Genomic DNA, 26,136 nt, shown 5'->3' on the forward strand with positions numbered 1-26,136 from the left:
AAGATGGCAAAGGCAAAGTTTGAGCGTACGAAACCGCACTGCAACATCGGGACGATCGGGCACGTTGACCACGGCAAGACGTCTCTGACGGCGGCGATCACGAAGTATTTCGGCGAGTACAAGGCGTACGACCAGATCGACGCGGCGCCCGAGGAGAAGGCGCGCGGGATCACGATCTCGACGGCGCATGTGGAATACGAGACGCCGGCGCGGCACTACGCGCATGTCGACTGCCCTGGCCACGCGGACTACGTGAAGAACATGATCACGGGTGCGGCGCAGATGGACGGCGCGATCCTTGTGGTGAACGCGGCCGACGGCCCGATGCCGCAGACGCGCGAGCACATCCTTCTGGCGCGCCAGGTCGGCGTTCCGGCGCTGGTGGTGTTCCTGAACAAGGTCGACCAGGTGGACGACCCGGAACTGCTGGAACTGGTCGAGATGGAAGTGCGCGAGCTGTTGAGCTCGTACGACTTCCCCGGCGACGACATTCCGGTGATCTCGGGCTCGGCGCTGGCGGCGCTTGAGGACCGCGATCCCGAGATCGGCGAGAACCAGATCCGCGCGCTGATGCAGGCGGTCGACGAGTACATCCCGCAGCCCGAGCGTCCGATCGACCAGCCGTTCCTGATGCCGATCGAGGACGTGTTCTCGATCTCGGGCCGCGGCACGGTCGTGACGGGTCGTGTCGAGCGCGGCGTGATCAACGTGGGCGACGAGATCGAGATCGTGGGCATCCGCCCGACGAAGAAGACGACCTGCACGGGCGTCGAGATGTTCCGCAAGCTGCTGGACCGCGGCGAGGCGGGCGACAACATCGGCGCGCTGCTGCGCGGTGTGGACCGCGAGGGCGTGGAGCGTGGTCAGGTGCTGTGCAAGCCGGGTTCGGTGAAGCCGCACACGAAGTTCGAGGCGGAGGCCTACATCCTGACCAAGGAAGAGGGTGGCCGTCACACGCCGTTCTTCGCGAACTACCGTCCGCAGTTCTACTTCCGGACGACGGACGTGACCGGGACGGTTCAGCTTCCCGAGGGGACCGAGATGGTGATGCCCGGGGACAACCTGAAGTTCAACGTCGAGCTGATCGCGCCGATCGCGATGGAGGAGAAGCTGCGCTTCGCCATCCGCGAAGGCGGCCGCACGGTTGGCGCCGGCGTCGTCTCCAAGATCATCGAGTAAGGGCAACCCCGACCCTGGCCGCGCACACATCGCGCGGCCAGGATCGGCGCACGAAGGCGACCGACATGCAAAGCCAAAATATCAGAATCCGGCTCAAAGCCTTCGATTACCGTGTGCTGGACGCCAGCACCGCGGAAATCGTGAGCACGGCCAAGCGGACCGGTGCGCGCGTGCGCGGCCCGATCCCGCTTCCGAACAAGATCGAGAAATTCACCGTTCTTCGTGGTCCGCACATCGACAAGAAGTCGCGTGAACAATTCGAGATCCGGACGCACAAGCGTCTGCTGGATATTGTCGATCCGACCCCCCAGACCGTGGACGCGCTGATGAAGCTCGACCTCGCCGCTGGTGTGGATGTCGAGATCAAGCTCTAAGGGAGCGTGAAACACATGCGTTCTGGAGTTATCGCACGGAAGCTGGGCATGACCCGGCTGTTCATGGAGGATGGCCGGCAGGTTCCGGTTACCGTCCTTCACATGGACGGCTGCCAGGTCGTGGCGCAGCGCACCGGAGACAAGGACGGCTACACCGCCGTTCAGCTGGGTGTGGGCACGGCCCGCGCCAAGAACACCTCGAAGCCGATGCGCGGCCACTTCGCCGCCGCAAAGGTCGAGCCGAAGCGCAAGCTGGCCGAGTTCCGGGTTTCCCCCGAGAACCTGATCGGCGTGGGCGAGGAGATCACGGCCGACCACTACTTCGAGGGTCAGTTCGTCGACATCGCCGGCACGACCATCGGCAAGGGCTTTGCCGGTGCCATGAAGCGGCACAACTTCGGCGGTCTGCGCGCCTCGCACGGCGTGTCGATCAGCCACCGCTCGCATGGCTCGACCGGCCAGTGCCAGGACCCCGGCCGGGTGTTCAAGGGCAAGAAGATGGCCGGTCACATGGGCGCGGTGCGCGTCACCACGCAGAACCTGCAGGTCGTCCGGACCGACAGCGAGCGTGGTCTGATCATGGTCAAGGGTGCCGTGCCCGGTTCAAAGGGTGGCTGGGTCACGATCAAGGACGCGGTGAAGAAGCCGACGCCCGAGAACATCGTTCTGCCCGCCGCGCTGAAATCCGCAGCCGAAGAGGCCAAGCGTCTTGCCGAGGAAGCCGCCGCACAGGCCGCTGCCGAGGAGGAAGCCGCCGCCAAGGCCGCGGCCGAGGCCGAGCAGGCTGCGATCGAGGCCGCTGAGGGCGATGCGCCCGAGGGAGGCGAGGACAAATGAAGACCGATGTAATCACGCTCGATGCCGGCAAGGCCGGGACGATCGACCTTGCGGACGAGATCTTCGGGCTCGAGCCGCGGGCCGACGTGCTCCAGCGCGTCGTGCGCTGGCAGCTTGCCAAGCGCCAGGCGGGCACCCACAAGGTCAAGACCCGCTCGGAGACGAGCTACTCGACCAAGAAGATCTACCGCCAGAAGGGCACCGGTGGCGCACGCCACGGCGACCGGAATGCGCCGATCTTCCGCAAGGGCGGCATCTACAAGGGTCCGACCCCGCGCAGCCACGCCCACGACCTGCCCAAGAAGTTCCGGGCGCTGGGTCTGAAGCATGCGCTGAGCGCGAAGGCCGGTGCTGGCGCGCTGATCGTGCTAGAGTCGGCCGACATGTCGGAAGGCAAGACCAAGGATCTGGCCAAGGCGCTGAAGGCGCTTGGGCTGAAGCGCGCGCTCGTCATCGACGGGCCGGAGCTGAACGCGAATTTCGCTCTTGCCGCGCGCAACATCGACGGTCTCGATGTGCTGCCCAGCCAGGGTGCGAATGTCTATGACATCCTGCGCCGTGACACGCTGGTCATCACCAAGGCCGGCGTCGAAGCACTGGAGGCCCGGCTGAAATGACCGAGAAGGCAGCACTCTACGACGTGATCCGCAAGCCGATCATCACCGAGAAGGCCACCATGGCCTCTGAAAACGGTGCGGTCGTCTTCGAGGTGGCGATCGATGCGAACAAGCCGCTGATCAAGGAAGCGGTGGAGGCCCTGTTCGGGGTCAAGGTGAAGGCCGTGAACACGACCATCACCAAGGGCAAGACCAAGCGTTTCCGGGGTCGTCCGGGCACGCGGAAGGATGTGAAGAAGGCCTATGTGACGCTCGAAGAGGGTAACACCATCGACGTCACGACGGGTCTGTAAGCAAAGCAAACGGAAGACAGCAAGATGGCACTCAAGTCGTACAAGCCGACATCGCCTGGCCAGCGCGGGCTGGTTCTGATCGACCGTTCGGAGCTTTGGAAAGGCCGCCCTGTCAAGGCCCTCACCGAGGGTTTGAGCAAGAAGGCGGGCCGGAACAACACCGGACGGATCACCATGCGCCGCCGTGGCGGCGGCGCAAAGCGGCTCTACCGCATCGTCGATTTCAAGCGCCGCAAGTTCGACATGCCGGCGCTGGTCGAGCGGATCGAGTACGATCCGAACCGGACCGCGTTCATCGCGCTCATCCGCTACGATGATGGCGAGGCGGCCTACATCCTGGCGCCGCAGCGCCTGGCCGTTGGCGACAAGGTCGAGGCCGGCGCCAAGGTGGACGTCAAGCCGGGCAATGCGATGCCCTTCATCGGCATGCCGATCGGGACGATCGTCCACAACATCGAGCTGAAACCCGGCAAGGGTGGCCAGCTGGCGCGTGCCGCGGGCACATACGCGCAGTTCGTGGGCCGTGACGGCGGCTATGCGCAGATCCGCCTGTCCTCGGGCGAGCTGCGGATGGTCCGCCAGGAATGCATGGCGACCGTTGGTGCCGTGTCGAACCCCGACCACTCCAACCAGAATATCGGCAAGGCCGGCCGCAACCGTCACCTGGGCAAGCGTCCCAGCGTGCGCGGTGTCGTGATGAACCCGATCGATCACCCGCATGGTGGCGGCGAGGGCCGGACCTCGGGCGGCCGTCATCCGGTTACGCCCTGGGGCAAGCCGACCAAGGGTGCCAAGACGCGCACCAACAAGGCGACCGACAAGTTCATCATCCGGTCGCGCCACGCGCGGAAGAAGGGGCGCTAACTCATGGCACGTTCTGTTTGGAAGGGCCCGTTCGTCGATTCCTACGTCCTGAAGAAGGCCGAGAAGGCACGGGAATCGGGCCGTAACGAAGTCATCAAGATCTGGTCGCGTCGCTCGACGATCCTGCCCCAGTTCGTGGGCCTGACGTTCGGCGTCTACAACGGTCAGAAGCATATCCCGGTGTCCGTCACCGAGGACATGATCGGCCAGAAATTCGGCGAGTACTCGCCCACCCGCACCTATTACGGGCACGCGGCGGACAAGAAAGCGAAGCGGAAGTAAGCCATGGGCAAGGAAAAGAACCCCCGCCGCGTGGCGGACAACGAGGCGATGGCCGTCAGCCGGATGCTGCGGACGTCGCCCCAGAAGCTGAACCTGGTCGCGGCGATGATCCGGGGCAAGCCGGTTGCAAAGGCGCTGAACGATCTGACCTTCTCGAAGAAGCGCATCGCGGAGGATGTGAAGAAGACCCTTCAGTCCGCGATCGCCAACGCCGAGAACAACCACAACCTCGATGTGGACGAGTTGGTCGTCGCCGAGGCCTTTGTCGGCAAGAACCTGGTGATGAAGCGCGGCCGCCCGCGGGCGCGTGGTCGCTACGGCAAGATCCTGAAGCCGTTCAGCCAAGTCACGATCAAGGTGCGCCAAGTTGAGGAGCAAGCCTAATGGGACACAAGGTCAATCCGATCGGCCTGCGCCTTCAGGTCAACCGCACCTGGGATAGCCGCTGGTATGCCGACCAGAAGGAATACGGGCAGCTCCTGCACGAAGACCTGGCGATCCGTGCCTATATCCGCAAGAACGCAAGCCAGGCCGGCATCAGCCGTGTCGTGATCGAGCGTCCGCACAAGAAGTGCCGCGTGACCATTCACGCCGCGCGTCCGGGCGTCATCATCGGCAAGAAGGGCGCAGACATCGAGGCGCTGCGCAAGAAGCTTGCCGATTTCACGAAGTCGGAACTGCACCTCAACATCGTCGAGGTCCGCAAGCCCGAGATCGATGCGGCGCTGGTCGCCGAGAACATCGGTCAGCAGCTTGAGCGTCGCGTTTCCTTCCGTCGCGCCATGAAGCGTGCCGTGCAGAACGCCATGCGGATGGGCGCCCTGGGTATCCGGGTGAACGTCGCCGGCCGTCTGGGTGGTGCCGAGATCGCCCGTACCGAATGGTACCGCGAGGGCCGGGTGCCGCTGCACACGCTGCGCGCCGACATCGACTACGCCCATTACGAAGCCAAGACCGCCTATGGGATCATCGGCATCAAGGTCTGGATCTTCAAGGGCGAGATCATGGAGCACGACCCGCAGGCCCGCGACCGCCGTCAGTCGGAACTGCAGGAAGGCGGCGGTCGCCCCGCGCGCCGCTGAGGAGATTGAGAGATGCTTTCACCGAAGCGAACGAAATTCCGCAAGCAGCACAAGGGCCGCATTCATGGCGAGGCGAAGGGCGGGTTTGACCTGAACTTCGGCGCCTTCGGCCTGAAGGCGACCGAGCCCGAGCGGATCACCGCGCGGCAGATCGAGGCGGCCCGCCGCGCGATCACCCGCCACATGAAGCGCCAGGGCCGGGTCTGGATCCGGATCTTCCCGGACGTGCCCGTGTCGAAGAAGCCCACCGAAGTCCGCATGGGCAAGGGTAAGGGTTCGGTCGAATACTGGGCGGCCAAGGTCAAGCCGGGCCGCATCATGTTCGAACTGGACGGCGTCCCCGAGGACGTCGCGAAGGAAGCCCTGCGCCTTGCCGCGATGAAGCTGCCGATCAAGTGCCGCTTCGTCCAGCGCGAGGACTGGTAATACGGGGCGGCCGCAACGCCGCGCTGAGAGAGATCAGGAACCCCCGGCACCGACCGGGGGTTTCATTTTGAGGAAGGCGGCCTCCTTGTCGCGGGGATGCCCGGAAACCGTGGGTATCCGGAGCGCGGGGCAGAACGGGGCTTGCTTTATGGGGCTGGGCGGGTTAGGCAGCGCGCTCATTCATGAACTCCACCGGAATCATGGTGACCCGTCTTGGGGCCTGCCGGTGATGTCGAGAAGGAAAATTGGCTCATGGACGCCACCGAACTGCGTGGACAGACGCCCGATGAGCTGCGAAAGCAGCTTGAGTCGCTGAAGAAGGAGGCGTTCAACCTCCGTTTCCAGGCGGCCACCGGACAACTCGAGAACACCGCCCGCATGCGGGTCGTGCGCCGCAACGTGGCGCGCGTGAAGACCATTCTTAACGAAAAGGCGGCTGCCGCCGCCCAGGAGGCGTAAGACATGCCCAAGCGTATCCTTCAGGGCACCGTCACCTCCGACAAGAATGCCCAGACCGTGACCGTCAGCGTCGAGCGCCGGTTCACGCACCCGGTTCTGAAAAAGACGATCCGGAAGTCGAAGAAGTATCGTGCGCATGACGCAAACGATCAGTTCAAGGTGGGCGATGTCGTTCGAATTCGCGAATGCGCGCCGATCTCGAAGACCAAACGCTGGGAAGTGATCGCCGAATAAGGCGATCCTGCCAGTCAATCGAAACCGTGGGACGGGTTCCCACAGGTCGGGAGTAACCAAATGATCCAGATGCAGACCAATCTGGATGTCGCTGACAACTCCGGCGCACGCCGGGTGCAGTGCATCAAGGTCCTGGGTGGGTCCAAGCGCAAGTACGCTTCCGTCGGCGACATCATCGTGGTGTCGGTGAAGGAAGCCATTCCGCGCGGTCGCGTCAAGAAAGGCGACGTCCGCAAGGCCGTCGTCGTGCGCACCGCCAAGGAAGTCCGCCGCGAGGATGGCACCTCGATCCGCTTTGATCGTAACGCCGCCGTCATCCTGAACAACCAGGGCGAACCGGTCGGCACCCGTATCTTCGGGCCGGTCGTGCGCGAGCTGCGGGCGAAGAACTTCATGAAGATCATCTCGCTTGCTCCGGAGGTGCTGTAATGGCTGCAAAGCTCCGCAAAGGTGACAAGGTCATCGTGCTGACCGGCAAGGACAAGGGCCGTCAGGGCGAGATCACGCAGGTGATGCCGAAGGAAGGCAAGGCCGTTGTCGATGGCATCAACATCGCCATCCGCCACACCCGTCAGAGCCAGACCTCGCAGGGTGGGCGCATTCCCAAGGCAATGCCGATCCAGCTGTCGAACCTGGCGCTGGTCGATCCCAAGGAAGGCGGACCGACCCGTGTCGGCTTCCGCATGGAAGGCGACAAGAAAGTGCGCGTCGCCAAGAAATCGGGGACTGTGATCGATGCTTGATACCGCGACCTACACCCCCCGCCTGAAGTCGATCTATGCCGGGACCATCCGGCCCGCTCTTAAGGAAGAGTTCGGCTACAAGAACGACATGCAGATCCCCAAGCTCGAGAAGATCGTGCTGAACATGGGGATCGGCGAGGCCGTCTCCGACAGCAAGAAGATCAAGTCGGCGCATGACGATCTCATGAAGATCGCCGGCCAGAAGCCGGTCATCACCAAGGCGAAGAAGTCGATCGCCGGGTTCAAGCTGCGCGAGCAGATGCCCGTCGGTGTGAAGGTGACCCTGCGTGGCGACCGGATGTACGAATTCCTCGACCGCCTGGTGACCATCGCGATGCCCCGCATCCGCGACTTCCGCGGCGTTTCCGGCAAGAGCTTCGACAGCCGTGGCAACTACGCCATGGGCCTGAAGGAGCACATCGTGTTCCCCGAGATCAACTATGACCAGGTCGATGAGGTCTGGGGCATGGACATCGTTATCTGCACGTCCGCGAAGACCGACGCGGAAGCCAAGGCGCTGTTGAAGCATTTCAACATGCCCTTCTCGTCGTAAGCGCGGAGGAGATCGAACAATGGCGAAAGTCAGCATGATCGAGCGGCAGAAGAAGCGCGAGAAGCTGGTGGCCCGTTATGCCGCCAAGCGCGCCGCGCTGAAACAGATCGCTCTGAACGACGACCTGCCGATGGAAGAGCGTTTCAAGGCCCGCCTGAAACTGGCGAAGCTGCCGCGCAATTCCTCGGCGACCCGTCTGAACAACCGCTGCCAGGTGTCGGGCCGCCCCAAGGCCTATTACCGGAAGCTGAAGATGTCCCGTATCGCTCTGCGCGATCTGGCCTCCCGCGGAGAGATCCCGGGCATGGTCAAGTCGAGCTGGTAAGGAGGATTAGAGATGGCAATGAACGATCCTCTCGGCGATATGCTCACCCGCATCCGCAATGCGCAGATGCGGCACAAATCGACCGTGCGTACCCCGGCCTCCAAGGTCCGTGCCTGGGTGCTCGACGTGCTTCTGGCCGAGGGTTACATCCGCGGCTACGAGCCGGTGACCAGCGCTGCCGGTCATCCGGAGCTTGAAATCAGCCTGAAGTACTATGACGGCGAGCCGGTGATCCGCGAACTCAAGCGCGTATCCAAGCCGGGCCGCCGCGTGTATTCCGGTGTCCGCGAGATCCCGCAGGTCCGTCAGGGCCTGGGTGTGGCGATCGTCTCCACGCCCAAGGGTATCATGTCCGATGCACAGGCCCGCGCCGACAATGTCGGTGGCGAGGTTCTGTGCACCGTGTTCTGAGGAGGAGGCCATGTCTCGTATTGGGAAGAAACCGGTCGGGCTGCCCAGCGGCGTGACCGCCACGGTCTCCGGCCAGACCATCGAGGTGAAGGGGCCCAAGGGCGTCCGCAAGTTCACCGCGACGGACGATGTGGACATCAAGCTGGAGGAAGGCGCGGTCCGCGTCTCTCCGCGCGGCACGTCCAAGCGTGCCCGTCAGCAGTGGGGTACCTCGCGCACGCAGGTTCAGAACCTGGTTACCGGCGTGACCACCGGCTTCAAGAAAGAGCTGGAGATCAACGGTGTCGGTTATCGTGCAGCCGTACAGGGCAAGGTCCTGAAGCTGGCGCTTGGCTACAGCCACGACGTCGACTTCGAGATCCCCGCCGATGTGACCATTCAGGCGCCCAAGCCGACCGAAATAGTGATCGAGGGTATCGATCAGCAGATCGTGGGCCAGGTTGCCGCCAACATTCGTGCCTGGCGCGGGCCGGAGCCCTACAAGGGCAAGGGCATCAAGTACAAGGACGAGTTCATCTTCCGCAAGGAAGGCAAGAAGAAGTAAGGGCGCAAGGACATGGCAAACAGCAAACGTGATCTGTTCCGTACGCGCCGCATGCGCGTTCGCAGCAAGCTGCGGAAGACGTCCAATGGCCGTCCCCGCCTGAGCGTCCACCGCTCGTCCAAGAACATCTCGGTCCAGCTGATCGACGACGTTCAGGGCGTGACCCTTGCTTCCGCCTCCTCGCTGGAGAAGGAACTGGGCATCGTGGGCAAGAACAACGTCGAGGCTGCCGCGAAGATCGGCGCCGCCATCGCGGAGCGCGCCAGGAAGGCGGGCATCGAGGAGGTCTACTTCGACCGCGGCGGTTTCCTGTTTCACGGCAAGGTGAAGGCACTCGCCGACGCTGCCCGTGAAGGTGGTCTGAAATTCTGAGGAGCGACGAGAATGGCTAGAGAAGACAATCGCCGCGACCGTCGCGACCGCGACGAGACCCCCGAATTCGCAGACCGCCTGGTCGCGATCAACCGGGTGTCGAAAACGGTGAAGGGCGGCAAGCGCTTCGGCTTTGCGGCACTCGTCGTGGTTGGCGACCAGAAGGGCCGTGTCGGCTTCGGCAAGGGCAAGGCCAAGGAAGTGCCCGAGGCGATCCGCAAGGCGACCGAAGCGGCGAAGCGCGGCATGATCCGCGTTCCGCTGCGCGAGGGCCGCACGCTGCACCACGACATGCAGGGCCGTCACGGCGCCGGCAAGGTGGTGATGCGTACGGCGCCGGCCGGTACGGGGATCATCGCGGGCGGCCCGATGCGCGCCGTGTTCGAGATGCTTGGCATCCAGGACGTGGTGGCGAAATCGACGGGTTCGCAGAACCCCTACAACATGATCCGCGCCACCATCGACGGTCTGAAGAAGGAAGCCAGCCCCCGCCACGTCGCCGCGCGCCGTGGCAAGAAGGTGGCCGACATCCTGCCGAAGGCTGACGCCGCACCGGCCGCGGCCGAAACCGCGGAGGCCTGAGATCCATGGCAACCAAGAAGACCATAGTCGTCAAGCAGATCGGTTCGCCGATCCGCCGCCCCGAAGTCCAGCGCCAGACCCTGATCGGGCTGGGGCTGAACAAGATGCACAAGACCCGCGAGCTTGAGGATACGCCTGCCATCCGTGGCATGGTCGCCAAGATCCCGCACCTGGTCGAGATCATCGAAGAGCGGGGCTGAGGCCCAATCTGTTTCGGGCGGGCCCACGGCTCGCCCGTTTTACTGGCGCGGTTCCCCCGCGCCTTTCCGGTTCAACAAGTCGTGTCCACCCCATTCGACGCTGACGGGGTGCGTCCGGCAAAAGGAGAAGCGTCATGAAACTGAACGAACTTCGCGACAACGAAGGCGCCGCCCGCAAGAAGAAGCGCATCGCGCGTGGCCCCGGCTCGGGCAAGGGCAAGACCGCGGGCCGTGGTATCAAGGGTCAGAAATCGCGGTCGGGCGTTGCGATCAACGCTTACGAGGGTGGCCAGATGCCGCTCTACCAGCGGCTGCCCAAGCGCGGCTTCAACAAGCCGAACGCCAAGAAATTCGCCGTGGTGAACCTGTCGCTGCTTCAGAAGTTCGTCGACGCCGGCAAGATCGACGCCAAGGCTGCGGTGACCGAGGATGTGCTGGTTGCGAGTGGGCTCGTGCGGCGCAAGCTGGACGGTATCCGCCTGCTTGCCAAGGGCGAGATCACCTCGAAGCTGGATATCTCCGTCACCGGCGCCTCCAAGGCTGCCGTCGAGGCGGTCGAGAAGGCCGGCGGCAAGGTGACGCTGTCCGCGCCAGTGGCAGAAGCGGCCGCGGAATAAGGTTGTGGGGCCGCGCCCCACGCCTTACATCGATACCTGACAGTTTTCGCGCCGCTGAACGCTGACTGCGTTCCGCGGCGCCGTCTTGGGAGGCCAGCACATGGCATCAGCAGCGGAGCAGATGGCCGCCAACCTGAATTGGGCGTCCTTCGGCAAGGCAAAGGAACTGCAGGCGCGTATCTGGTTCGCGCTGGGGCTTCTGATCGTCTACCGGGTCGGGACCTATATCCCGGTGCCGGGGATCGACACCATCGAGCTTGCCCGTTTCTTCGAGCAGGCGCAGGGCGGCATCGGGGGCATGCTCAACATGTTCACCGGCGGCGCGGTCGGCCGCATGGCGATCTTTGCGCTGGGCATCATGCCCTACATTTCCGCTTCGATCATCGTGCAGCTCATGGCGGCCATGGTGCCCAGCCTGGAGCAGCTGAAGAAGGAAGGCGAGCAGGGCCGCCAGAAGCTGAACCAGTACACGCGCTACGGCACCGTCTTCCTGGCCGTTTTCCAGGCCTATGGCATCGCCGTCGGTCTGGAGGGGCAGGGCCTGGTGCTTGATCCGGGCTGGTTCTTCCGCGCTTCCTGCGTCATCACGCTGGTGGGTGGGACGATGTTCCTGCTGTGGCTGGGTGAGCAGATCACCGCCCGCGGCATCGGCAACGGGGTCTCGCTGATCATCTTCGTGGGCATCATCGCCGAGCTTCCCGCCGCGCTCGCGCAGTTCTTCAGCCAGGGCCGGTCCGGCGCGCTGAGCCCCGCCATCATCATCGGCATCCTGGTCATGGTCGTCGCGGTGATCATGTTCGTGGTGTTCATGGAGCGGGCGCTGCGCAAGATCCATATCCAGTATCCGCGCCGTCAGGTCGGCCAGAAGGTCTATGGCGGCGAGAGCAGCCACCTGCCGGTCAAGCTGAACCCCGCCGGCGTCATTCCCCCGATCTTCGCCTCGTCGCTGCTGCTTCTGCCGACGACGGTCGCCACCTTCTCGGGTGGCACGGGGACTGGCGTGATGAGCTGGGTGGCGGCCTATTTCGGCCGTGGCCAGCCGCTCTACCTGATCACGTTCACGGCGCTGATCGTCTTCTTCTGCTACTTCTACACGGCCAACGTATCCTTCAAGTCCGAGGATGTGGCCGACAACCTGAAGAAGCAGGGCGGCTTCGTTCCGGGTATCCGTCCGGGCGCGCGCACGGTGGACTACCTCGACTATGTCGTCAGTCGTCTGCTGGTGGTCGGCTCTGCCTATATTGCCGCGGTCTGCCTGTTGCCCGAAATTCTGATTTCGCAACTCGCGATCCCGTTCTACTTTGGCGGCACGTCGCTGCTGATCGTGGTCTCGGTGACGATGGATACGATAACGCAGGTCCAGTCCCACATGCTGGCGCACCAGTACGAAGGGCTGATCGAAAAATCGCGCCTGCGCAGCAAGGGACGGAAGAAGACTCGCCGATGAATATCATCCTTTTGGGACCGCCGGGTGCCGGCAAGGGCACCCAGGCACAGAAACTCGTGGCCGAACGTGGCATGGTCCAACTCTCGACCGGGGACATGTTGCGGGCCGCGCGGACATCGGGCACCGATCTGGGCGACCAGGTTGCCGAGATCATGGACAAGGGCGGCCTTGTTACCGATGCGATCGTCATCGGGCTGATCGAGGAACAGCTCGATGCCGGTGTCGGTGCGAATGGCATCATCTTCGACGGTTTCCCGCGGACCCTGGGCCAGGCCGATGCTCTCGGCCGCCTGCTGCTGTCCAAGGGCAAGACGCTCGACGCGGTGATCGAGATGAAAATCGGCGACGACGAGGAACTCGTCCGCCGCGTGTCTGGTCGCTACACCTGCGCCAATTGCGGGGCCGTCTATCACGACCAGACCCGCAAGCCGGCGAAGGAGGGCGTCTGCGATGCCTGCGGCAGCACAAGCTTCAAGCGTCGGCCGGACGACAATGCCGAGACGATGCGCACCCGGCTTCTGGCCTACTACAAGGACACATCGCCGCTGATCGGCTACTACTACGCCAAGGGCAGTCTCAGAAGCATCGACGGCCTGGGCGAGATCGATGCGGTGGCGGCGGCCGTTGCCGGCGCGATCGACAGCACGTCCTGAGATACCTGATGGGGGCTTGACAGGCCCCTCTCTATTCCTAATGTGCAACTTCTTCTGCAAGAACGAGTCGCGACCCGTCTTGCAGCCCGCGCCCGCCAGGCGTTCGTCCGGTGGGCATTTGTTGTGAAAAAAGGTTCTGGTGCTACGGAACCGCAACGAGACGGAGACTTGATTTGGCTCGTATCGCAGGGGTGAACATCCCCACCAACAAGCGCGTGCATGTCGCGCTGACCTATATCCACGGGATTGGCCCCGCCACCGCCAAGGAAATCTGCCAGGCCGTCGGTATCGACTCGGCCCGCCGCGTGAACGAGCTCTCGGACGCCGAGGTGCTTCAGGTGCGCGAGCATATCGACGCCAACTTCATGGTCGAGGGTGACCTGCGCCGCGAGCGTTCCATGAACATCAAGCGGCTGATGGACCTGGGCTGCTATCGCGGTCTGCGCCATCGCCGTGGTCTGCCGGTGCGCGGTCAGCGGACCCACACCAATGCCCGCACCCGCAAGGGCCCCGCCAAGCCGATCGCCGGCAAGAAGAAATAAGGGGGCAGGACAATGGCACGTGATACCAAGCTTCGGGCCAAGAAGAAGGTCAAGAAGAACATCACCGCAGGCGTCGCGCATGTGAACGCCAGCTTCAACAACACCAAGATCCTGATCGCCGACGTGCAGGGCAACGCCATTTCCTGGTCGTCTGCCGGCACGATGGGCTTCAAGGGGTCGCGCAAGTCCACGCCCTATGCCGCCCAGATGGCCGCCGAAGACGCCGGTCGCAAGGCGCAGGAACACGGCATGCGCACCCTCGAGGTCGAGGTGCAGGGGGCCGGCTCGGGCCGGGAAAGCGCACTGCGCGCCCTGTCGGCCGTCGGGTTCACCATCACGGCGATCCGTGACGTGACGCCGATCGCGCACAACGGCTGCCGTCCGCCGAAGCGCCGTCGCGTCTGACGCTGCGATTTTAGGGGGTCAGCGGAGCCATGTGCCCCGCTGGCCGTTCCTGTTTGAAAAGACCCTCGAGGGCGACCTCTCCCGGATCGGAGCGGCTCGCGAGAATGGAGGCCCGAACATGATCCACAAGAACTGGCAGGAACTTATCCGTCCCACGCAGCTTGACATCAAGCCAGGCGCTGATGCGCGGCGCATGGCCACCGCCATCGCCGAGCCGCTGGAGCGTGGCTTCGGCCTGACGCTCGGCAACGCGCTGCGGCGCGTGCTGCTGTCGTCGCTTCAGGGCGCCGCGATCACCAGCGTCCAGATCGACAACGTGCTGCACGAGTTTTCCAGCGTCGATGGCGTGCGCGAGGACGTGACCGACATCGTGCTGAACCTGAAGGGCGTGAGCCTGAAGATGGAAGTCGAAGGGCCGAAGCGCCTCTCGATCAGCAAGCAGGGGCCCGGCGTGGTCACCGCGGGCGACATCACCGAAACCAACGGCATCGAGATCCTGAACCGCGATCATGTGATCTGTCACCTCGACGAAGGTGCCTCGCTGTACATGGAACTGACGGTCGAGACCGGCAAAGGCTATGTCGCTGCCGACAAGAACCGCCCCGAGGATGCGCCGATCGGCATGATCTCGGTCGATGCGCTGTTCTCGCCGGTCAAGAAGGTCAGCTACAAGGTCGAGCCGACCCGCGAGGGCCAGGTGCTGGACTACGACAAGCTGACCCTGAGCGTGGAAACCGACGGATCGGTCACGCCCGAGGATGCCATCGCTTACGCCGCGCGGATCCTTCAGGACCAGCTGCAGGTCTTCGTCAACTTCGAGGAGCCGGAAGCTGCCGGCCGCGGCGAGGAAGAGGAAGAACTCGAGTTCAATCCGCTGCTGCTGAAGAAGGTGGACGAGCTGGAGCTTTCGGTGCGTTCGGCCAACTGCCTGAAGAACGACAACATCGTCTATATCGGCGACCTGATCCAGAAGACCGAAGCCGAGATGCTGCGCACCCCGAACTTCGGCCGCAAGTCGCTGAACGAGATCAAGGAAGTGCTGACCGGCATGGGTCTGCACCTGGGCATGGACATCGTCGACTGGCCGCCCGAGAACATCGAGGAACTGGCCAAGAAGTACGAGGACCAGTTCTGAAAAAGCCGCGCCCCGGGCCCATCGGCCCGGGGTGCATATCGACAAGATGGGCAATCCCGCCCCAAGGAGAGTGGACCCTTACGCAGGGCCACCGGACAAAGCATAAAGAAGGAACTTCATCATGCGTCACGGTAACGGCTACCGCAAACTGAACCGCACCCACGAGCATCGCAAGGCGATGTTCGCGAACATGGCCTGCTCGCTGCTCGAGCATGAGCAGATCAAGACCACCCTGCCCAAGGCCAAGGAACTGAAGCGCATCGCCGACAAGCTGATCACGCTGGGCAAGCGCGGCGACCTGCATGCGCGCCGTCTGGCCGCCTCCCGCCTCAAGCAGGATGCCGTCGTGGCGAAGCTGTTCGACACGCTGGGCCCGCGCTACAAGGAGCGCAATGGCGGCTATGTTCGCGTGCTGAAGGCCGGCTTCCGCTATGGCGACATGGCCCCGATGGCCATCATCGAACTCGTGGACCGCGATCCCGATGCGAAGGGCGCCTCTGACCGGGCCCGCCTCGCCGCCGAGGAAGCCGCAGAGGAGTGATCCTCGCCGCGCCGCGCCGATTGCAAGGCCGCCCGCCCGGGCGGCCTTTGTCTTTTGGGCCGGCGGTTGACGCCCCGATCCGGGGTGCACATATCCGGCCCAACCGGACTTCCTGTCGCGAGCATCGCAACATGACCCGCCTTCTGCTGACAGTCGCGCTGATCCTCGGCCTTTCGGTCGCGCCCGTCGCCAGCGCGCAGGAGCGCGTGCCCGCATCGCGCGAGGAAATCACCCTCAGCTACGCGCCGGTGGTGCGCCAGACCGTGCCCGCGGTCGTGAACATCTACGCCTCGCGGTTGGTGCCGACGCGGGTCAGCCCCTTTGCCGGCGATCCGTTCTTCGAGCAGTTCTTCGGAAATCGCACTGTCCCCCGGGTGCAGAATGCGCTTGGCTCGGGCGTGATCCTGGGCGAGGACGGGATCGTGGTGTCGAACTTCCACGTTGTGGGCGACGCGACAGAGATCCGGGTGGTCCTGTCCGACCGGCGCGAATTCGATGCCCGCGTCCTGCTGGCAGACGAGGCGCGCGACATCGCAGTCCTTCAGATCGAGGCGGATGTGCCCCTGCCGTTCCTGGAGTTCGCGGACAGCGACGCGGCCGAGGTGGGCGACCTGGTGCTGGCGATCGGCAATCCGTTCGGCGTGGGACAGACGGTCACGAGTGGCATCGTCTCGGGCCTGGCGCGAACGCTGGCATCCGAGGCGACGGCGCAGGCCTACTACATCCAGACCGATGCGGCGATCAATCCGGGAAATTCGGGCGGCGCGCTGGTGGACATGCAGGGCCGCCTTCTGGGGGTGAACACGGCGATCCTGTCGCGGTCAGGTGGGTCGCAAGGCATCGGTTTCGCCATCCCCGCAAACCTTGTACGCGCCTATGTCGAGCAGGCGCGGCAGGGGGGCGGAAGGCTGGTGCCGCCCTGGTCGGGCATGCTGGCCCAGACCGTGGAGACGGATCTTGCAGCCGCGCTGGGCCTAACGCTTCCCGAGGGTATCCTCGTGTCGGACCTGCACCCGGAAAGTCCCTTTGCCGCGGCGGGGCTTCGGCCGGGCGACGTGGTCCTGTCGGTGGACGGGCTTCCCGTGCACAGCATGTCGGAACTCGACTATCGCCTGCTTACGCGAAAGGAAAAGACGGCCCGGATTACCTGGCTGCGCGACGGCCAGAAGCGGACCGCCGAGGTTGCGATCATCGCCCCGCCGGAAAGCCCGCCCCGCGATCCACGCCAGGTCGGCGGCAGCGGTCCGCTGGCCGGGCTGGCCGTCGAGACGGTCAATCCGGCCGTGATCGCGGAGCGCGGGCTTCCGCTGGATGCGCAGGGCGTGATCGTGGCCGAAGCACCCGGGGTCGCCGGTCGGATCGGCCTGAGGCCGGGGGACATCCTGCTTGCGATCGACGGTCGCGAGATCCGGACGACCCGCGAGGCCGTGGCACTTGCGAGCCGGCTTTCCGGCGGGGCCGAGTTGCTGTTGCTGCGCGAGGGGCGGCGGCTTGCGCTGCGCTTTCGCGGTTGAGATCCCTTCCGCCCCCGCATCACAGCGGATAACCTTACGCCGATGCCGGATCTGTTCGACACAATCGGCCCGAAAGAGGGGCCCACGCCCGAGCGTGCAGGCCCGCGCCCGCTTGCCGACCGCATGCGACCCGAAAGCCTGGACGAGGTGATCGGACAGGATCACCTGCTGGGCCCCGAAGGCAGCCTGCGGGCGATGCTGGACGCCGGGACGCTTCCCTCGCTGATCCTGTGGGGGCCGCCGGGGGTGGGCAAGACGACGATCGCGCAGCTTCTCGCGAAGGAGACCGACCTGGCCTTCGTGCAGATCAGCGCGATCTTCACCGGTGTGCCGGAATTGCGGAAGGTGTTCGAGGCGGCGCAGCTGCGGCATCGCAACGGCAAGGGCACACTTCTGTTCGTGGACGAGATCCACCGCTTCAACAAGGCGCAGCAGGACGGCTTTCTGCCGCACATGGAGCGGGGAACCATCGTGCTGGTCGGCGCCACGACCGAGAACCCCTCATTCGAGTTGAACTCCGCGCTTCTGAGCCGCGCGCAGGTGCTGGTGCTGAACCGGCTGGAGCCGCGCGACCTGGAACGGATCATGAGCAGGGCCGAGAAGAAGATGGGCCGCGCCCTTCCGGTGACGGCAGAGGCGCGGGATCTGCTGGTCGGCATGGCCGACGGCGACGGCCGCGCGCTTCTGAACCTGCTCGAACAGGCCTTCGGCTGGGAGGGCGGGCCGGTCGATCCCGCTGGCCTGGAAAAGCGGCTGAGCCGCACCGCGCCGAAATACGACAAGTCGGGCGATGCGCATTACAACCTGATCTCGGCGCTGCACAAGTCGGTGCGCGGCTCTGACCCCGACGCCGCGCTCTACTGGTTCGCCCGGATGCTGGAGGGGGGCGAGGATCCGCGCTACCTGGCCAGGCGCATAACCCGCATGGCCGTCGAGGATATCGGCCTGGCCGACCCGCAGGCGCAGGCGCATTGCCTGTCGGCATGGGAAACCTATGAGCGGCTTGGAAGCCCCGAGGGGGAACTCGCGCTGGCGAACGCGCTTGTCTATCTGGCGCTCGCACCGAAATCGAACGCGGTCTACAGCGCCTACAAGTCGGCGCGGCGGCTGGCAAAGGAAACGGGGTCCACCCCGCCGCCCAAGCACATCCTGAATGCCCCCACCGGGCTGATGAAGGATCAGGGCTACGGTGCGGGCTATGCCTATGACCACGACGCGCCGGACGCGTTCTCGGGCCAGGACTACTTCCCCGACGAGTTGCCGCGCCCTGTGCTGTACCTGCCGCCCGACCGGGGCTTCGAGCGGGAACTCAAGAAACGGGTCGAGTATTTCGCGCGGCTTCGGGTGAAACGGAAGGAAGACGGTGGCGCGGCTTGACAAGCCTTGCGCGGGCCATGATGTGAAGCGGCTGATCGTAGCGAAGGGACAGGCAGGATGGCGGTAGTGTTGCAGGTGGCGCTGGGTGGCGCACTGGGCGCAAGCCTGCGGTATCTTGCCGTCTCGCAGGCGGCGCGGCTCATGGGGCCGGGATTTCCGTGGGGGACATTGGCCGTCAACCTTGCCGGTTGCCTGCTGATGGGCCTGATCGTGGGGGCGATCGGCGCGCGCAGCGCGCTGTCGCCGTTTCTGCTGACGGGCCTGCTGGGCGGCTTCACCACCTTCTCCGCGTTTTCGCTCGATGTGCTGGGCCTGATGGAGCGGGGCGAGATGGGCCTTGCGGCAATCTATGTCGCGGGCAGCGTGGCGGGCTCGATCCTCTTCTGCTTCGCAGGCTACGCGCTGGCACGGGCGGTATTGGCATGAGCGGTGTGCAGACCATCACGCTTGGCGCGGATGCCGAGGATCAGAGGCTGGACCGCTGGTTCCGCAAGCAGTTCCCGCATGTGCCCCAGGGCCGGATCGAGAAGATGTGCCGCAAGGGCGAAATCCGGCTGGATGGCGGGCGGGTCAAGGCCTCCACCCGGCTGGCGCCGGGCCAGTCGCTGCGCATCCCGCCGCTGCCCGAGACGGCCGCGCCCGATGTCGCGCGTCCCGTCGTGTCCCGGGTCTCCGAGGCGGATGCCGCCATGATCCGCGCCTGCGTCATCTATCGCGACGACCACATCATCGCGCTGAACAAGCCGGCCGGGCTGCCCGTGCAGGGCGGCTCTGGCCAGGCGCGCCATGTGGACGGGCTGGCCGAGGCGCTGCGCTTCGGGATGGAGGACAAGCCGCGCCTTGTCCATCGGCTCGACAAGGACACCTCGGGCGTGCTGCTGCTGGCGCGCACCGGGACGGCCGCCGCGAAACTGGCCAAGGCGTTCCAGTCCCGCAGGACGCGCAAGATCTACTGGGCGGTGGTGGCGGGCGTGCCGAAGCCCGCCTCGGGCACCATCCGGTACGGGCTGGTCAAGGCCCCCGGCCACGGGCCCAAGGGCGAGGGCGAGAAAATGATCTGCGTGCATCCCGACAAGGTCGCCACGACCGAAGGCGCGAAACACGCGACGACCGACTACACCGTGATTTCGGCCGCAGCCAAGCGGGCTGCCTGGGTGGCGCTTGCGCCGATCACCGGGCGCACGCACCAACTGCGCGCCCACATGGCAGAGCTTGGTCATCCCATCGTGGGGGATGGCAAGTACGGGACCAACGCGCAGGAGAACATGGGCGATGGCTGGGGCGCGCAGCTTGGCGGCGCGGTCAGCCGCAAGCTGCATCTTCATGCGCGCCACCTTCGGCTGACGCATCCCGTCACCGGCGCGACGCTGGCGCTTACGGCGCCGCTGCCAGAGCACATGGCCCGCACCTGGGAACTGTTCGGCTGGAACCCCGCCGAGGCCGCGCCCGACCCCTTCGAGGAACTGGAATGAACTGGACGACCCGCCGCAGGTTCTGGACAACCGTCGCCCCGGTTCCGTCCGAGGATGGCTGGACGGTGGTACTTGATGCGCGCCCGCTGCGCACGCCGGCCAAGGCGCCGCTGATCCTGCCCTCCGCCCCGCTGGCAGAGGCGATCGCCGCTGAGTGGGACAGCCAGCGCGAAGAGATCCGCCCGCAGGACATGCCACTGACCCGCGCGGCCAATTCGGCCATCGACAAGGTGCGTCCGGCCCGTGCCGCCGTGGTCACGATGCTGGCGGAATATGGCGGCTCTGATCTTCTGTGCTACCGTGCCGACGGACCCGAAGGGCTTGTCGCCCGGCAGTGCGAGCGATGGGACCGTTGGATAGGCTGGGCCGAGGCAGAGCTTTCTGCGCCGCTGACGCTGGTACAGGGGGTCATGCACTGCGAACAGCCCGAGGCAAGCCTGTCGCGGCTTCAGGATGCGGTGGCGGCACATGACGCGTTCGAACTGGCTGCCCTGCACGATCTGGTGACGCTTTCGGGATCGCTCGTGCTTGGACTGGCGGTCAGCCGGGGCGTGCTCGATCCGCAGGAGGCGTGGCGCCTGAGTCGCCTCGATGAGGACTGGCAGGCGGAGCTGTGGGGCGAGGATGCCGAGGCCGCCAGAGCCGCCGCCGAACGCGAAGCCGCCTTTCTGTCCGCGAAAATGTTCCTGGACCTGGTGCGCGCGACCGACTGATCGAACGGAACCGCCAGTGCCTGTTTTGCAGGCTATGACCCCCAAATCTGCTTTCAAACCGCTTGGGATTGCCCGGCAGACGTCATTTTGACGCCTGCGCAGGCAGATTGCAGGCTTGACCTTTGAGCCGGTTATTTCAATGTTGGTCCACTGGTTCGGGAGTGGAACCCTGTAAAAAGAACTCTGGGAGAGCGCCCGGGCAAACGCGGCTCATCGGGCCGCACCATCAGGATGAGGTTAAAATGAAGAAGATTGCATTCGCTGGCGCACTGGCTGCCGCCTCCGTTGCAGGTGGCACTGCCGGTGCGGCCACGCTCGATGACGTACGGGCTGCCGACAGCCTGAAATGTGGTGTGAATACCGGTCTGGTCGGCTTCGCGGCCCCCGATGCTAACGGCGTGTGGGGCGGCTTTGACGTCGCGGTATGCCGTGCCGTCGCTGCTGCCGTGCTGGGGGATGCGACCAAGGTCGAATTCGTCCCGACCACCGGGCAGACCCGCTTCACCGCCCTCGCCTCCGGCGAGGTGGATGTCCTGTCGCGCAACACGACCTGGACCTTCTCGCGCGATGTGGACCTGAAGTTCACCTTCACCGGCGTCAACTACTACGACGGTCAGGGCTTCATGGTGCGCAAGGATCTGGGCGTCAGCTCGGCGACCGAGCTTGATGGCGCCACCGTCTGCATCCAGACCGGCACCACGACCGAGCTCAACCTGGCCGACTACTTCCGCGCCAACAACATGAGCTACGAGCCGGTCCCGATCGAGACCAATGCCGAGGGCCAGCAGCAGTATCTGGCCGGCGCCTGCGACGCCTACACCACCGACGTGTCGGGCCTGGCCGCGACCCGCGCCACCTTCGAGGATGCGGATGCGCACATGCTGCTGCCCGAGATCGTGTCCAAGGAGCCGCTTGGCCCGCTCGTGCGCCACGGTGACGATCAGTGGGCGGATATCGTGCGCTGGACGCTGAACGCCCTGATCGCCGCCGAAGAGTACGGCGTGACCTCGGCCAACCTCGAGCAGATGGCCGCCGGAACCAACAACCCGGAAATCAACCGTCTGCTGGGCACCGAGGGCGATCTGGGCGCGATGCTCGGCCTCGACAAGGACTGGGCCAAGCGCGCGATCGCGGCCGGCGGCAACTATGGCGAGATCTTTGCCGCCACCATCGGCGAGGGCACCCCGATCGGTCTGGCGCGTGGTCTGAACGCGCAGTGGACCCAGGGCGGGCTGCTCTACGCGCCGCCGTTCCGCTGATCTGAACCAGGCCGGGCGCGTCAGCTTCCTGACGCGCCCGGTTCGCTTCGTCAGAAGACTGACCGGGCTGGGGCAGGGCCGATCAACGGACCGCACGACAACCAGCGCAGCAGACCAACAGCAAGGGGTGCGGTTCATGTCCGCTATTTCCGACGAGACGGAACAGTCCTTCCGTCTGAGCATGCTGCTTTACGATACGCGCTATCGTTCGCTCACCATCCAGGTGATCGCCTCGATCGTCATCATGCTTTCCCTGTCGTGGCTGGTCTGGAACACGATCCAGAACCTTCAGTCGCTGGGCAAGGACTTCAACTTCGGATTTTTGACCCAGCGCGCCGGCTACGACATCAACCAGCGCCTGGTCGAATACAGCTCTGAAAGCACGCATGGCCGCGCGGCGCTCGTCGGGATCCTGAACACCATCCTCGTGGCGGTGCTAGGCTGCGCGCTGGCGACCGTGCTGGGCGTCATCGCCGGTGTCCTGCGCCTGTCCAAGAACTGGATCGTGGCGCGGCTGATGGGCGTCTATGTCGAGGCCTTCCGCAACGTGCCCCTGCTGCTGTGGATCCTGCTGATCTTCGCGATCATGTCCGAATCCATGCCGCAGCCCCGCGATTTCCGCGAGGGGGGCGATGCGTCGATGCTGTTCGGCTCCATCGCCATCACCAACCGCGGAATCTATATTCCCACGCTCGAATGGGGGGCCGGCTCGAACATCCTTGTCGCGGTGTTCATCGCATCGATCGGCGGCATCTGGGCCTTTCGCCGCTACGCCCGCAAGCGGCAGGAAGCAACGGGCGAGATACTGCCCGTGCTCTGGGTGTCGCTCGGCCTGCTGATCCTGCCCTCTGCGCTGTTCTACTTCATCCTCGGGCGGCCCGTTTCGGTGCTGTACCCGGAACTCGGCGGCTTCAACTTCAGCGGCGGTGTCCACCTGCGTAACTCGCTGATCGCGCTGTGGCTGGCGCTTTCGCTCTATACCGGGGCCTTCATCGCCGAGATCGTCCGCGGTGGCATCCTCGCCATTTCCAAGGGGCAGACCGAGGCGGCCTTTGCGTTGGGCCTGCGACCGGGGCGCACCATGCGCCTGGTGATCCTGCCGCAGGCGCTGCGGGTCATCATTCCACCGCTTATCTCTCAATATCTGAACCTGACGAAGAACTCCTCGCTCGCCATCGCGGTCGGTTACATGGATGTCCGCTCGACACTCGGGGGCATCACCATCAACCAGACCGGCCGGGAACTGGAGGGGATGCTGCTACTGGGTGGCTTCTACCTCGTGCTCAGCCTCGTCATCTCGGGGGCGATGAACGTCTACAATTCCTCCGTCAAGCTGAAGGAGCGGTGAGATGAGCGAAACCCACGCGAATACCGTCTCCTTCGTCCGTGACACCATGCTGCCCGAGCAGGAACCGCCCGTGACCGAACGGGGTGTGGTGAAATGGGTGCGGGAAAACCTGTTCTCCGGCTGGCTGAACAGCATCCTCACGCTGCTGTCGCTGCTGGCCGTGTGGCAGATCCTGGGCCATATCCTGCCCTGGTTCGTGAACTCGGTGTGGAGTGCGTCCTCCCTGACCGAATGCCGCCAGATCCGTGACCAGGTCTTGGGGTCGGATGCATCCTCTGCCTGCTTCGCCGTCATCAGCGACCGCTGGCAGCAGATGCTGTTCGGCTTCTATCCGAACGACGCCTACTGGCGCCCCGTTCTGGCGTTGATCCTGTTCGGCGCCGCGATCGCGCCGGTCCTGTTCATGTCGGTGCCGCGCAAGCTTCTGGCCTTTACCGCGGCCTATCCCTTCGTGATGTATGCCCTGCTCTGGGGCGGCACGATCTGGGGGCCGCTGATGGTCGCGGCCGGCTTCGGGATCGGCTATGTCGCGCTGGGCCTTGCCGGCCGCGCGGCGGGGACGCTTGTGGGCATCCTCGCCGCCGTCGCGTCGGCCGTGATCTGGTGGCTGTTCCTGGCCGGCCCCGTTGCCGGTGTGCTCGCCTCGGCCCTGCCGATCGGGCTGGAGCCGGTCCCGTCCGATGATTTCGGCGGCTTCATGCTGTCCTTCATCATCGGCATCACCGGCATCATCCTGTCGCTGCCACTGGGCATCCTGCTGGCACTGGGGCGGCAGTCGAACCTGTTCATCATCAACAAGTTCTCGGTCATCTTCATCGAGGTGATCCGGGGTGTGCCGCTGATCGTGTGGCTCTTCACCGCCTCGCTGCTGCTGAACTACTTCCTGCCGCCGGGGACGAATTTCGACCTGATGCTGCGGGTCATCATCATGGTGACGCTGTTCGCCTCGGCCTATATCGCCGAGGTGGTGCGCGGCGGCCTCGCCGCCCTGCCGCGTGGCCAGTACGAGGCCGCCGACAGCCTGGGCCTCGACTACTGGAAGGCGCAGCGCCTGATCATCATGCCGCAGGCGCTGAAGATCTCCATCCCGGGTATCGTCAACACCTTCATCGGCCTGTTCAAGGACACGACCCTGGTGGTGTTCATCGGGCTGCTCGATCCCATCGGGCTTACGAACTCGATCCGTGCCTCGACCGACTGGAACGGCATCTACTGGGAACTGTTCGTCTTTGTCGGGCTGATGTTCTTCGTCTGCTGCTACGGCATGTCCCGCTATTCCCAACATCTGGAGCGCAAGCTGCGCACCGATCATCGGTAAGGAGTCCCGCCTATGTCAGAGCTTGCGAGCCAGCGCGAAATCGACCGCAGCCAGATGCAGATCTCGGAAGAGGTCGCGATCCAGATCTCGGGCATGAACAAGTGGTTCGGACAGTTCCATGTTCTTCGCGATATCAACCTGACCGTCTATCGCGGCGAGCGCATCGTGATCTGCGGACCCTCCGGGTCGGGCAAGTCGACGTTGATCCGCTGCATCAACCGGCTTGAGGAACACCAGAAGGGCCGGATCGTGGTGGATGGGACCGAACTGTCGAACGACCTGAAGAACATCGACAAGATCCGGTCCGAAGTCGGGATGGTGTTCCAGCACTTCAACCTGTTCCCGCATCTGACCATCCTCGAGAACTGCACCCTCGCACCGATCTGGGTCCGCAAGACCCCGAAGAAGGAAGCCGAGGAAATCGCCATGCACTACCTGAACAAGGTGAAGATCCCCGAGCAGGCGCACAAGTATCCGGGCCAGCTGTCGGGCGGCCAGCAGCAGCGCGTGGCGATTGCCCGGTCACTGTGCATGAAGCCGCGGATCATGCTTTTCGACGAGCCCACGTCGGCGCTGGACCCCGAGATGATCAAGGAGGTGCTCGATACCATGATCGAGCTGGCCGAAGAGGGGATGACCATGCTGTGCGTGACCCACGAGATGGGATTTGCCCGGCAGGTCGCGAACCGCGTGATCTTCATGGACCAGGGCCAGATCGTCGAGCAGAACGAGCCGGAAGAATTCTTCCTCAACCCGCAGAGCGACCGGACCAAGCTGTTCCTGAGCCAGATCCTGGGTCACTGAGACCTGCAAGCCATCGGGCCTGCGCGCGGGCCGTCCGCGCGCAGGCCGGTCAATCGTCGCCTGCCGCGCGAAGCTTGCGTGGCACGGTCCAGTCGATCAGACGGCCCGGGCGCTGGATGGCCTGCGCCCAATCCACGCCCTCGAACCCGATGATTGCCGTGGCCCCCGTCGGCACCGCCGCCAGGTCCGCCGGCACGCGCTCGGCGCGCAACAGGTTCAGCATCGCATCGCCAAGGCCCGGATTGTGGCCTGTCACCGCAAGGCACGCGCCCGTGCCCTCGGCACCGATCAGCCGCAGGATCGTGGCCACCGAGGCATCGTAAAGCGCTGTCGGGTGATCCGTCGCGCAATCGAGTGCAATCCTGTCCCAGGTCTCGCGCGTGCGAAGCGCGGGCGAGACGATCGCATGGGTCGGGACATGGCCGCGCCGGCGGAGCCAATCCCCCAGCAGCACTGCGTCCTTCCGGCCTCGTGCCGCAAGGGGTCGGTCGAAATCGGACTGATCGGGTCCGGCCGGTTCGGCCTTGGCATGGCGCATCAGGACAAGGGTCTTCATCGATGGCTCCGGCTGGCTGGCCCTGCATCGGACCCCAGCCGCTGCCCCAAATCAAGCG

The 26,136-nt window shown here is 64.8% G+C and carries 38 protein-coding genes; 37 read left to right on the forward strand and 1 reads right to left on the reverse strand.

Going from position 1 to position 26,136, the window contains the following annotated elements; translation table 11 throughout:
* Nucleotides 1–3 precede the first annotated feature (3 nt).
* The 37 genes from tuf (at nt 4) to HMH01_RS05085 (ending at nt 25,522) form a co-directional block, all read left to right on the forward strand.
* Nucleotides 4–1,179, forward strand: coding sequence for an elongation factor Tu (tuf, locus tag HMH01_RS04905; protein WP_171322999.1), 1,176 nt, complete (start codon nt 4–6; stop codon nt 1,177–1,179).
* Between the two features lie 65 nt (nt 1,180–1,244).
* Nucleotides 1,245–1,553, forward strand: a complete 309-nt coding sequence (gene rpsJ / locus HMH01_RS04910; RefSeq protein WP_171323029.1) for a 30S ribosomal protein S10 — start codon at nt 1,245–1,247, stop codon at nt 1,551–1,553.
* A 15-nt stretch (nt 1,554–1,568) separates the two neighbouring features.
* The gene (rplC, locus tag HMH01_RS04915; RefSeq protein ID WP_171323031.1) at nt 1,569–2,390 is read left to right on the forward strand and encodes a 50S ribosomal protein L3; all 822 of its coding nucleotides are present in this window, start codon (nt 1,569–1,571) and stop codon (nt 2,388–2,390) included.
* Nucleotides 2,387–3,007: a 50S ribosomal protein L4 gene (gene rplD, locus HMH01_RS04920; RefSeq protein WP_171323033.1), complete on the forward strand. Its 621-nt coding sequence runs from the start codon at nt 2,387–2,389 to the stop codon at nt 3,005–3,007. The genes rplC and rplD overlap by 4 nt, the downstream gene beginning before the upstream one ends.
* Nucleotides 3,004–3,300: a 50S ribosomal protein L23 gene (locus HMH01_RS04925; protein WP_171323034.1), complete on the forward strand. Its 297-nt coding sequence runs from the start codon at nt 3,004–3,006 to the stop codon at nt 3,298–3,300. The genes rplD and HMH01_RS04925 overlap by 4 nt, the downstream gene beginning before the upstream one ends.
* 24 nt (nt 3,301–3,324) lie before the next feature.
* The gene (rplB, locus tag HMH01_RS04930; protein WP_171323036.1) at nt 3,325–4,164 is read left to right on the forward strand and encodes a 50S ribosomal protein L2; all 840 of its coding nucleotides are present in this window, start codon (nt 3,325–3,327) and stop codon (nt 4,162–4,164) included.
* A gap of 3 nt (nt 4,165–4,167) precedes the next feature.
* Nucleotides 4,168–4,446, forward strand: a complete 279-nt coding sequence (rpsS, locus tag HMH01_RS04935) for a 30S ribosomal protein S19 (protein WP_171323038.1) — start codon at nt 4,168–4,170, stop codon at nt 4,444–4,446.
* A 3-nt stretch (nt 4,447–4,449) separates the two neighbouring features.
* A complete protein-coding gene (gene rplV, locus HMH01_RS04940; RefSeq protein ID WP_171323040.1) occupies nt 4,450–4,830 on the forward strand; it encodes a 50S ribosomal protein L22 in 381 nt (126 codons plus the stop codon).
* Nucleotides 4,830–5,528 carry a 30S ribosomal protein S3 gene (gene rpsC / locus HMH01_RS04945; protein ID WP_171323042.1) on the forward strand — a complete coding sequence of 233 codons (699 nt, stop codon included), beginning with the start codon at nt 4,830–4,832 and terminating at the stop codon, nt 5,526–5,528. Before rplV ends, rpsC begins: the two co-directional genes overlap by 1 nt.
* A gap of 12 nt (nt 5,529–5,540) precedes the next feature.
* Nucleotides 5,541–5,954, forward strand: coding sequence for a 50S ribosomal protein L16 (rplP, locus tag HMH01_RS04950; RefSeq protein WP_171323044.1), 414 nt, complete (start codon nt 5,541–5,543; stop codon nt 5,952–5,954).
* 252 nt (nt 5,955–6,206) lie between these two features.
* Complete coding sequence (gene rpmC / locus HMH01_RS04955; RefSeq protein WP_171323046.1) at nt 6,207–6,413, forward strand: 50S ribosomal protein L29; 207 nt, start codon at nt 6,207–6,209, stop codon at nt 6,411–6,413.
* Nucleotides 6,414–6,416: 3 nt separating this feature from the next.
* Nucleotides 6,417–6,647, forward strand: a complete 231-nt coding sequence (gene rpsQ, locus HMH01_RS04960) for a 30S ribosomal protein S17 (protein WP_171323048.1) — start codon at nt 6,417–6,419, stop codon at nt 6,645–6,647.
* 60 nt (nt 6,648–6,707) lie between these two features.
* The gene (gene rplN, locus HMH01_RS04965; RefSeq protein WP_171323050.1) at nt 6,708–7,076 is read left to right on the forward strand and encodes a 50S ribosomal protein L14; all 369 of its coding nucleotides are present in this window, start codon (nt 6,708–6,710) and stop codon (nt 7,074–7,076) included.
* Nucleotides 7,076–7,390: a 50S ribosomal protein L24 gene (gene rplX / locus HMH01_RS04970; protein ID WP_171323052.1), complete on the forward strand. Its 315-nt coding sequence runs from the start codon at nt 7,076–7,078 to the stop codon at nt 7,388–7,390. Before rplN ends, rplX begins: the two co-directional genes overlap by 1 nt.
* Nucleotides 7,383–7,943 carry a 50S ribosomal protein L5 gene (gene rplE, locus HMH01_RS04975; RefSeq protein WP_171323054.1) on the forward strand — a complete coding sequence of 187 codons (561 nt, stop codon included), beginning with the start codon at nt 7,383–7,385 and terminating at the stop codon, nt 7,941–7,943. The genes rplX and rplE overlap by 8 nt, the downstream gene beginning before the upstream one ends.
* 19 nt (nt 7,944–7,962) lie before the next feature.
* Nucleotides 7,963–8,268 carry a 30S ribosomal protein S14 gene (gene rpsN, locus HMH01_RS04980; protein WP_171323056.1) on the forward strand — a complete coding sequence of 102 codons (306 nt, stop codon included), beginning with the start codon at nt 7,963–7,965 and terminating at the stop codon, nt 8,266–8,268.
* A 12-nt stretch (nt 8,269–8,280) separates the two neighbouring features.
* Nucleotides 8,281–8,679, forward strand: coding sequence for a 30S ribosomal protein S8 (rpsH, locus tag HMH01_RS04985; protein ID WP_171323058.1), 399 nt, complete (start codon nt 8,281–8,283; stop codon nt 8,677–8,679).
* Nucleotides 8,680–8,689: 10 nt separating this feature from the next.
* Entirely contained in the window at nt 8,690–9,223 is a 534-nt protein-coding gene (gene rplF / locus HMH01_RS04990) for a 50S ribosomal protein L6 (protein ID WP_171323060.1), read from the forward strand.
* Nucleotides 9,224–9,235: 12 nt separating this feature from the next.
* The gene (gene rplR, locus HMH01_RS04995) at nt 9,236–9,595 is read left to right on the forward strand and encodes a 50S ribosomal protein L18 (protein WP_171323062.1); all 360 of its coding nucleotides are present in this window, start codon (nt 9,236–9,238) and stop codon (nt 9,593–9,595) included.
* Between the two features lie 12 nt (nt 9,596–9,607).
* A complete protein-coding gene (gene rpsE / locus HMH01_RS05000; protein ID WP_171323064.1) occupies nt 9,608–10,177 on the forward strand; it encodes a 30S ribosomal protein S5 in 570 nt (189 codons plus the stop codon).
* A 5-nt stretch (nt 10,178–10,182) separates the two neighbouring features.
* Nucleotides 10,183–10,377 carry a 50S ribosomal protein L30 gene (rpmD, locus tag HMH01_RS05005; protein WP_171323066.1) on the forward strand — a complete coding sequence of 65 codons (195 nt, stop codon included), beginning with the start codon at nt 10,183–10,185 and terminating at the stop codon, nt 10,375–10,377.
* A 134-nt stretch (nt 10,378–10,511) separates the two neighbouring features.
* The gene (rplO, locus tag HMH01_RS05010) at nt 10,512–10,994 is read left to right on the forward strand and encodes a 50S ribosomal protein L15 (protein ID WP_171323069.1); all 483 of its coding nucleotides are present in this window, start codon (nt 10,512–10,514) and stop codon (nt 10,992–10,994) included.
* A 100-nt stretch (nt 10,995–11,094) separates the two neighbouring features.
* Complete coding sequence (gene secY, locus HMH01_RS05015) at nt 11,095–12,441, forward strand: preprotein translocase subunit SecY (protein ID WP_171323071.1); 1,347 nt, start codon at nt 11,095–11,097, stop codon at nt 12,439–12,441.
* The gene (locus HMH01_RS05020; RefSeq protein WP_171323073.1) at nt 12,438–13,094 is read left to right on the forward strand and encodes an adenylate kinase; all 657 of its coding nucleotides are present in this window, start codon (nt 12,438–12,440) and stop codon (nt 13,092–13,094) included. Before secY ends, HMH01_RS05020 begins: the two co-directional genes overlap by 4 nt.
* 173 nt (nt 13,095–13,267) lie before the next feature.
* Nucleotides 13,268–13,636, forward strand: a complete 369-nt coding sequence (gene rpsM / locus HMH01_RS05025; protein WP_171323075.1) for a 30S ribosomal protein S13 — start codon at nt 13,268–13,270, stop codon at nt 13,634–13,636.
* 12 nt (nt 13,637–13,648) lie between these two features.
* A complete protein-coding gene (gene rpsK / locus HMH01_RS05030; RefSeq protein WP_171323077.1) occupies nt 13,649–14,041 on the forward strand; it encodes a 30S ribosomal protein S11 in 393 nt (130 codons plus the stop codon).
* Nucleotides 14,042–14,159: 118 nt separating this feature from the next.
* On the forward strand, nt 14,160–15,176 hold the full coding sequence (locus tag HMH01_RS05035) for a DNA-directed RNA polymerase subunit alpha (protein ID WP_171323079.1): 1,017 nt from the start codon (nt 14,160–14,162) through the stop codon (nt 15,174–15,176).
* 121 nt (nt 15,177–15,297) lie between these two features.
* Complete coding sequence (gene rplQ, locus HMH01_RS05040; RefSeq protein WP_171323081.1) at nt 15,298–15,717, forward strand: 50S ribosomal protein L17; 420 nt, start codon at nt 15,298–15,300, stop codon at nt 15,715–15,717.
* 131 nt (nt 15,718–15,848) lie between these two features.
* The gene (locus tag HMH01_RS05045; RefSeq protein WP_171323083.1) at nt 15,849–17,231 is read left to right on the forward strand and encodes a trypsin-like peptidase domain-containing protein; all 1,383 of its coding nucleotides are present in this window, start codon (nt 15,849–15,851) and stop codon (nt 17,229–17,231) included.
* A gap of 42 nt (nt 17,232–17,273) precedes the next feature.
* Entirely contained in the window at nt 17,274–18,608 is a 1,335-nt protein-coding gene (locus HMH01_RS05050; RefSeq protein ID WP_171323084.1) for a replication-associated recombination protein A, read from the forward strand.
* Between the two features lie 57 nt (nt 18,609–18,665).
* Nucleotides 18,666–19,034 (forward strand): fluoride efflux transporter FluC, encoded by a 369-nt coding sequence (locus HMH01_RS05055; RefSeq protein WP_171323086.1) that lies wholly within the window; start codon nt 18,666–18,668, stop codon nt 19,032–19,034.
* Nucleotides 19,031–20,080, forward strand: a complete 1,050-nt coding sequence (locus HMH01_RS05060) for an RluA family pseudouridine synthase (RefSeq protein ID WP_171323088.1) — start codon at nt 19,031–19,033, stop codon at nt 20,078–20,080. The genes HMH01_RS05055 and HMH01_RS05060 overlap by 4 nt, the downstream gene beginning before the upstream one ends.
* Nucleotides 20,077–20,793, forward strand: coding sequence for an ATP12 family chaperone protein (locus HMH01_RS05065; protein ID WP_171323090.1), 717 nt, complete (start codon nt 20,077–20,079; stop codon nt 20,791–20,793). The genes HMH01_RS05060 and HMH01_RS05065 overlap by 4 nt, the downstream gene beginning before the upstream one ends.
* A gap of 242 nt (nt 20,794–21,035) precedes the next feature.
* Nucleotides 21,036–22,052: an amino acid ABC transporter substrate-binding protein gene (locus tag HMH01_RS05070; RefSeq protein WP_171323092.1), complete on the forward strand. Its 1,017-nt coding sequence runs from the start codon at nt 21,036–21,038 to the stop codon at nt 22,050–22,052.
* Nucleotides 22,053–22,188: 136 nt separating this feature from the next.
* Nucleotides 22,189–23,400: an amino acid ABC transporter permease gene (locus tag HMH01_RS05075; protein ID WP_171323094.1), complete on the forward strand. Its 1,212-nt coding sequence runs from the start codon at nt 22,189–22,191 to the stop codon at nt 23,398–23,400.
* A 1-nt stretch (nt 23,401) separates the two neighbouring features.
* On the forward strand, nt 23,402–24,718 hold the full coding sequence (locus HMH01_RS05080) for an amino acid ABC transporter permease (RefSeq protein ID WP_171323095.1): 1,317 nt from the start codon (nt 23,402–23,404) through the stop codon (nt 24,716–24,718).
* 12 nt (nt 24,719–24,730) lie between these two features.
* On the forward strand, nt 24,731–25,522 hold the full coding sequence (locus HMH01_RS05085) for an amino acid ABC transporter ATP-binding protein (RefSeq protein ID WP_171323096.1): 792 nt from the start codon (nt 24,731–24,733) through the stop codon (nt 25,520–25,522).
* A 49-nt stretch (nt 25,523–25,571) separates the two neighbouring features.
* Here the strand turns inward: HMH01_RS05085 and HMH01_RS05090 are convergent, their stop codons facing one another.
* Nucleotides 25,572–26,078, reverse strand: a complete 507-nt coding sequence (locus tag HMH01_RS05090) for a SixA phosphatase family protein (RefSeq protein ID WP_171323097.1) — start codon at nt 26,076–26,078, stop codon at nt 25,572–25,574.
* Between the last annotated feature and the right edge of the window lie 58 nt (nt 26,079–26,136).

The organism is Halovulum dunhuangense, assembly GCF_013093415.1.
Taxonomy (GTDB): Bacteria; Pseudomonadota; Alphaproteobacteria; order Rhodobacterales; family Rhodobacteraceae; genus Halovulum; species Halovulum dunhuangense.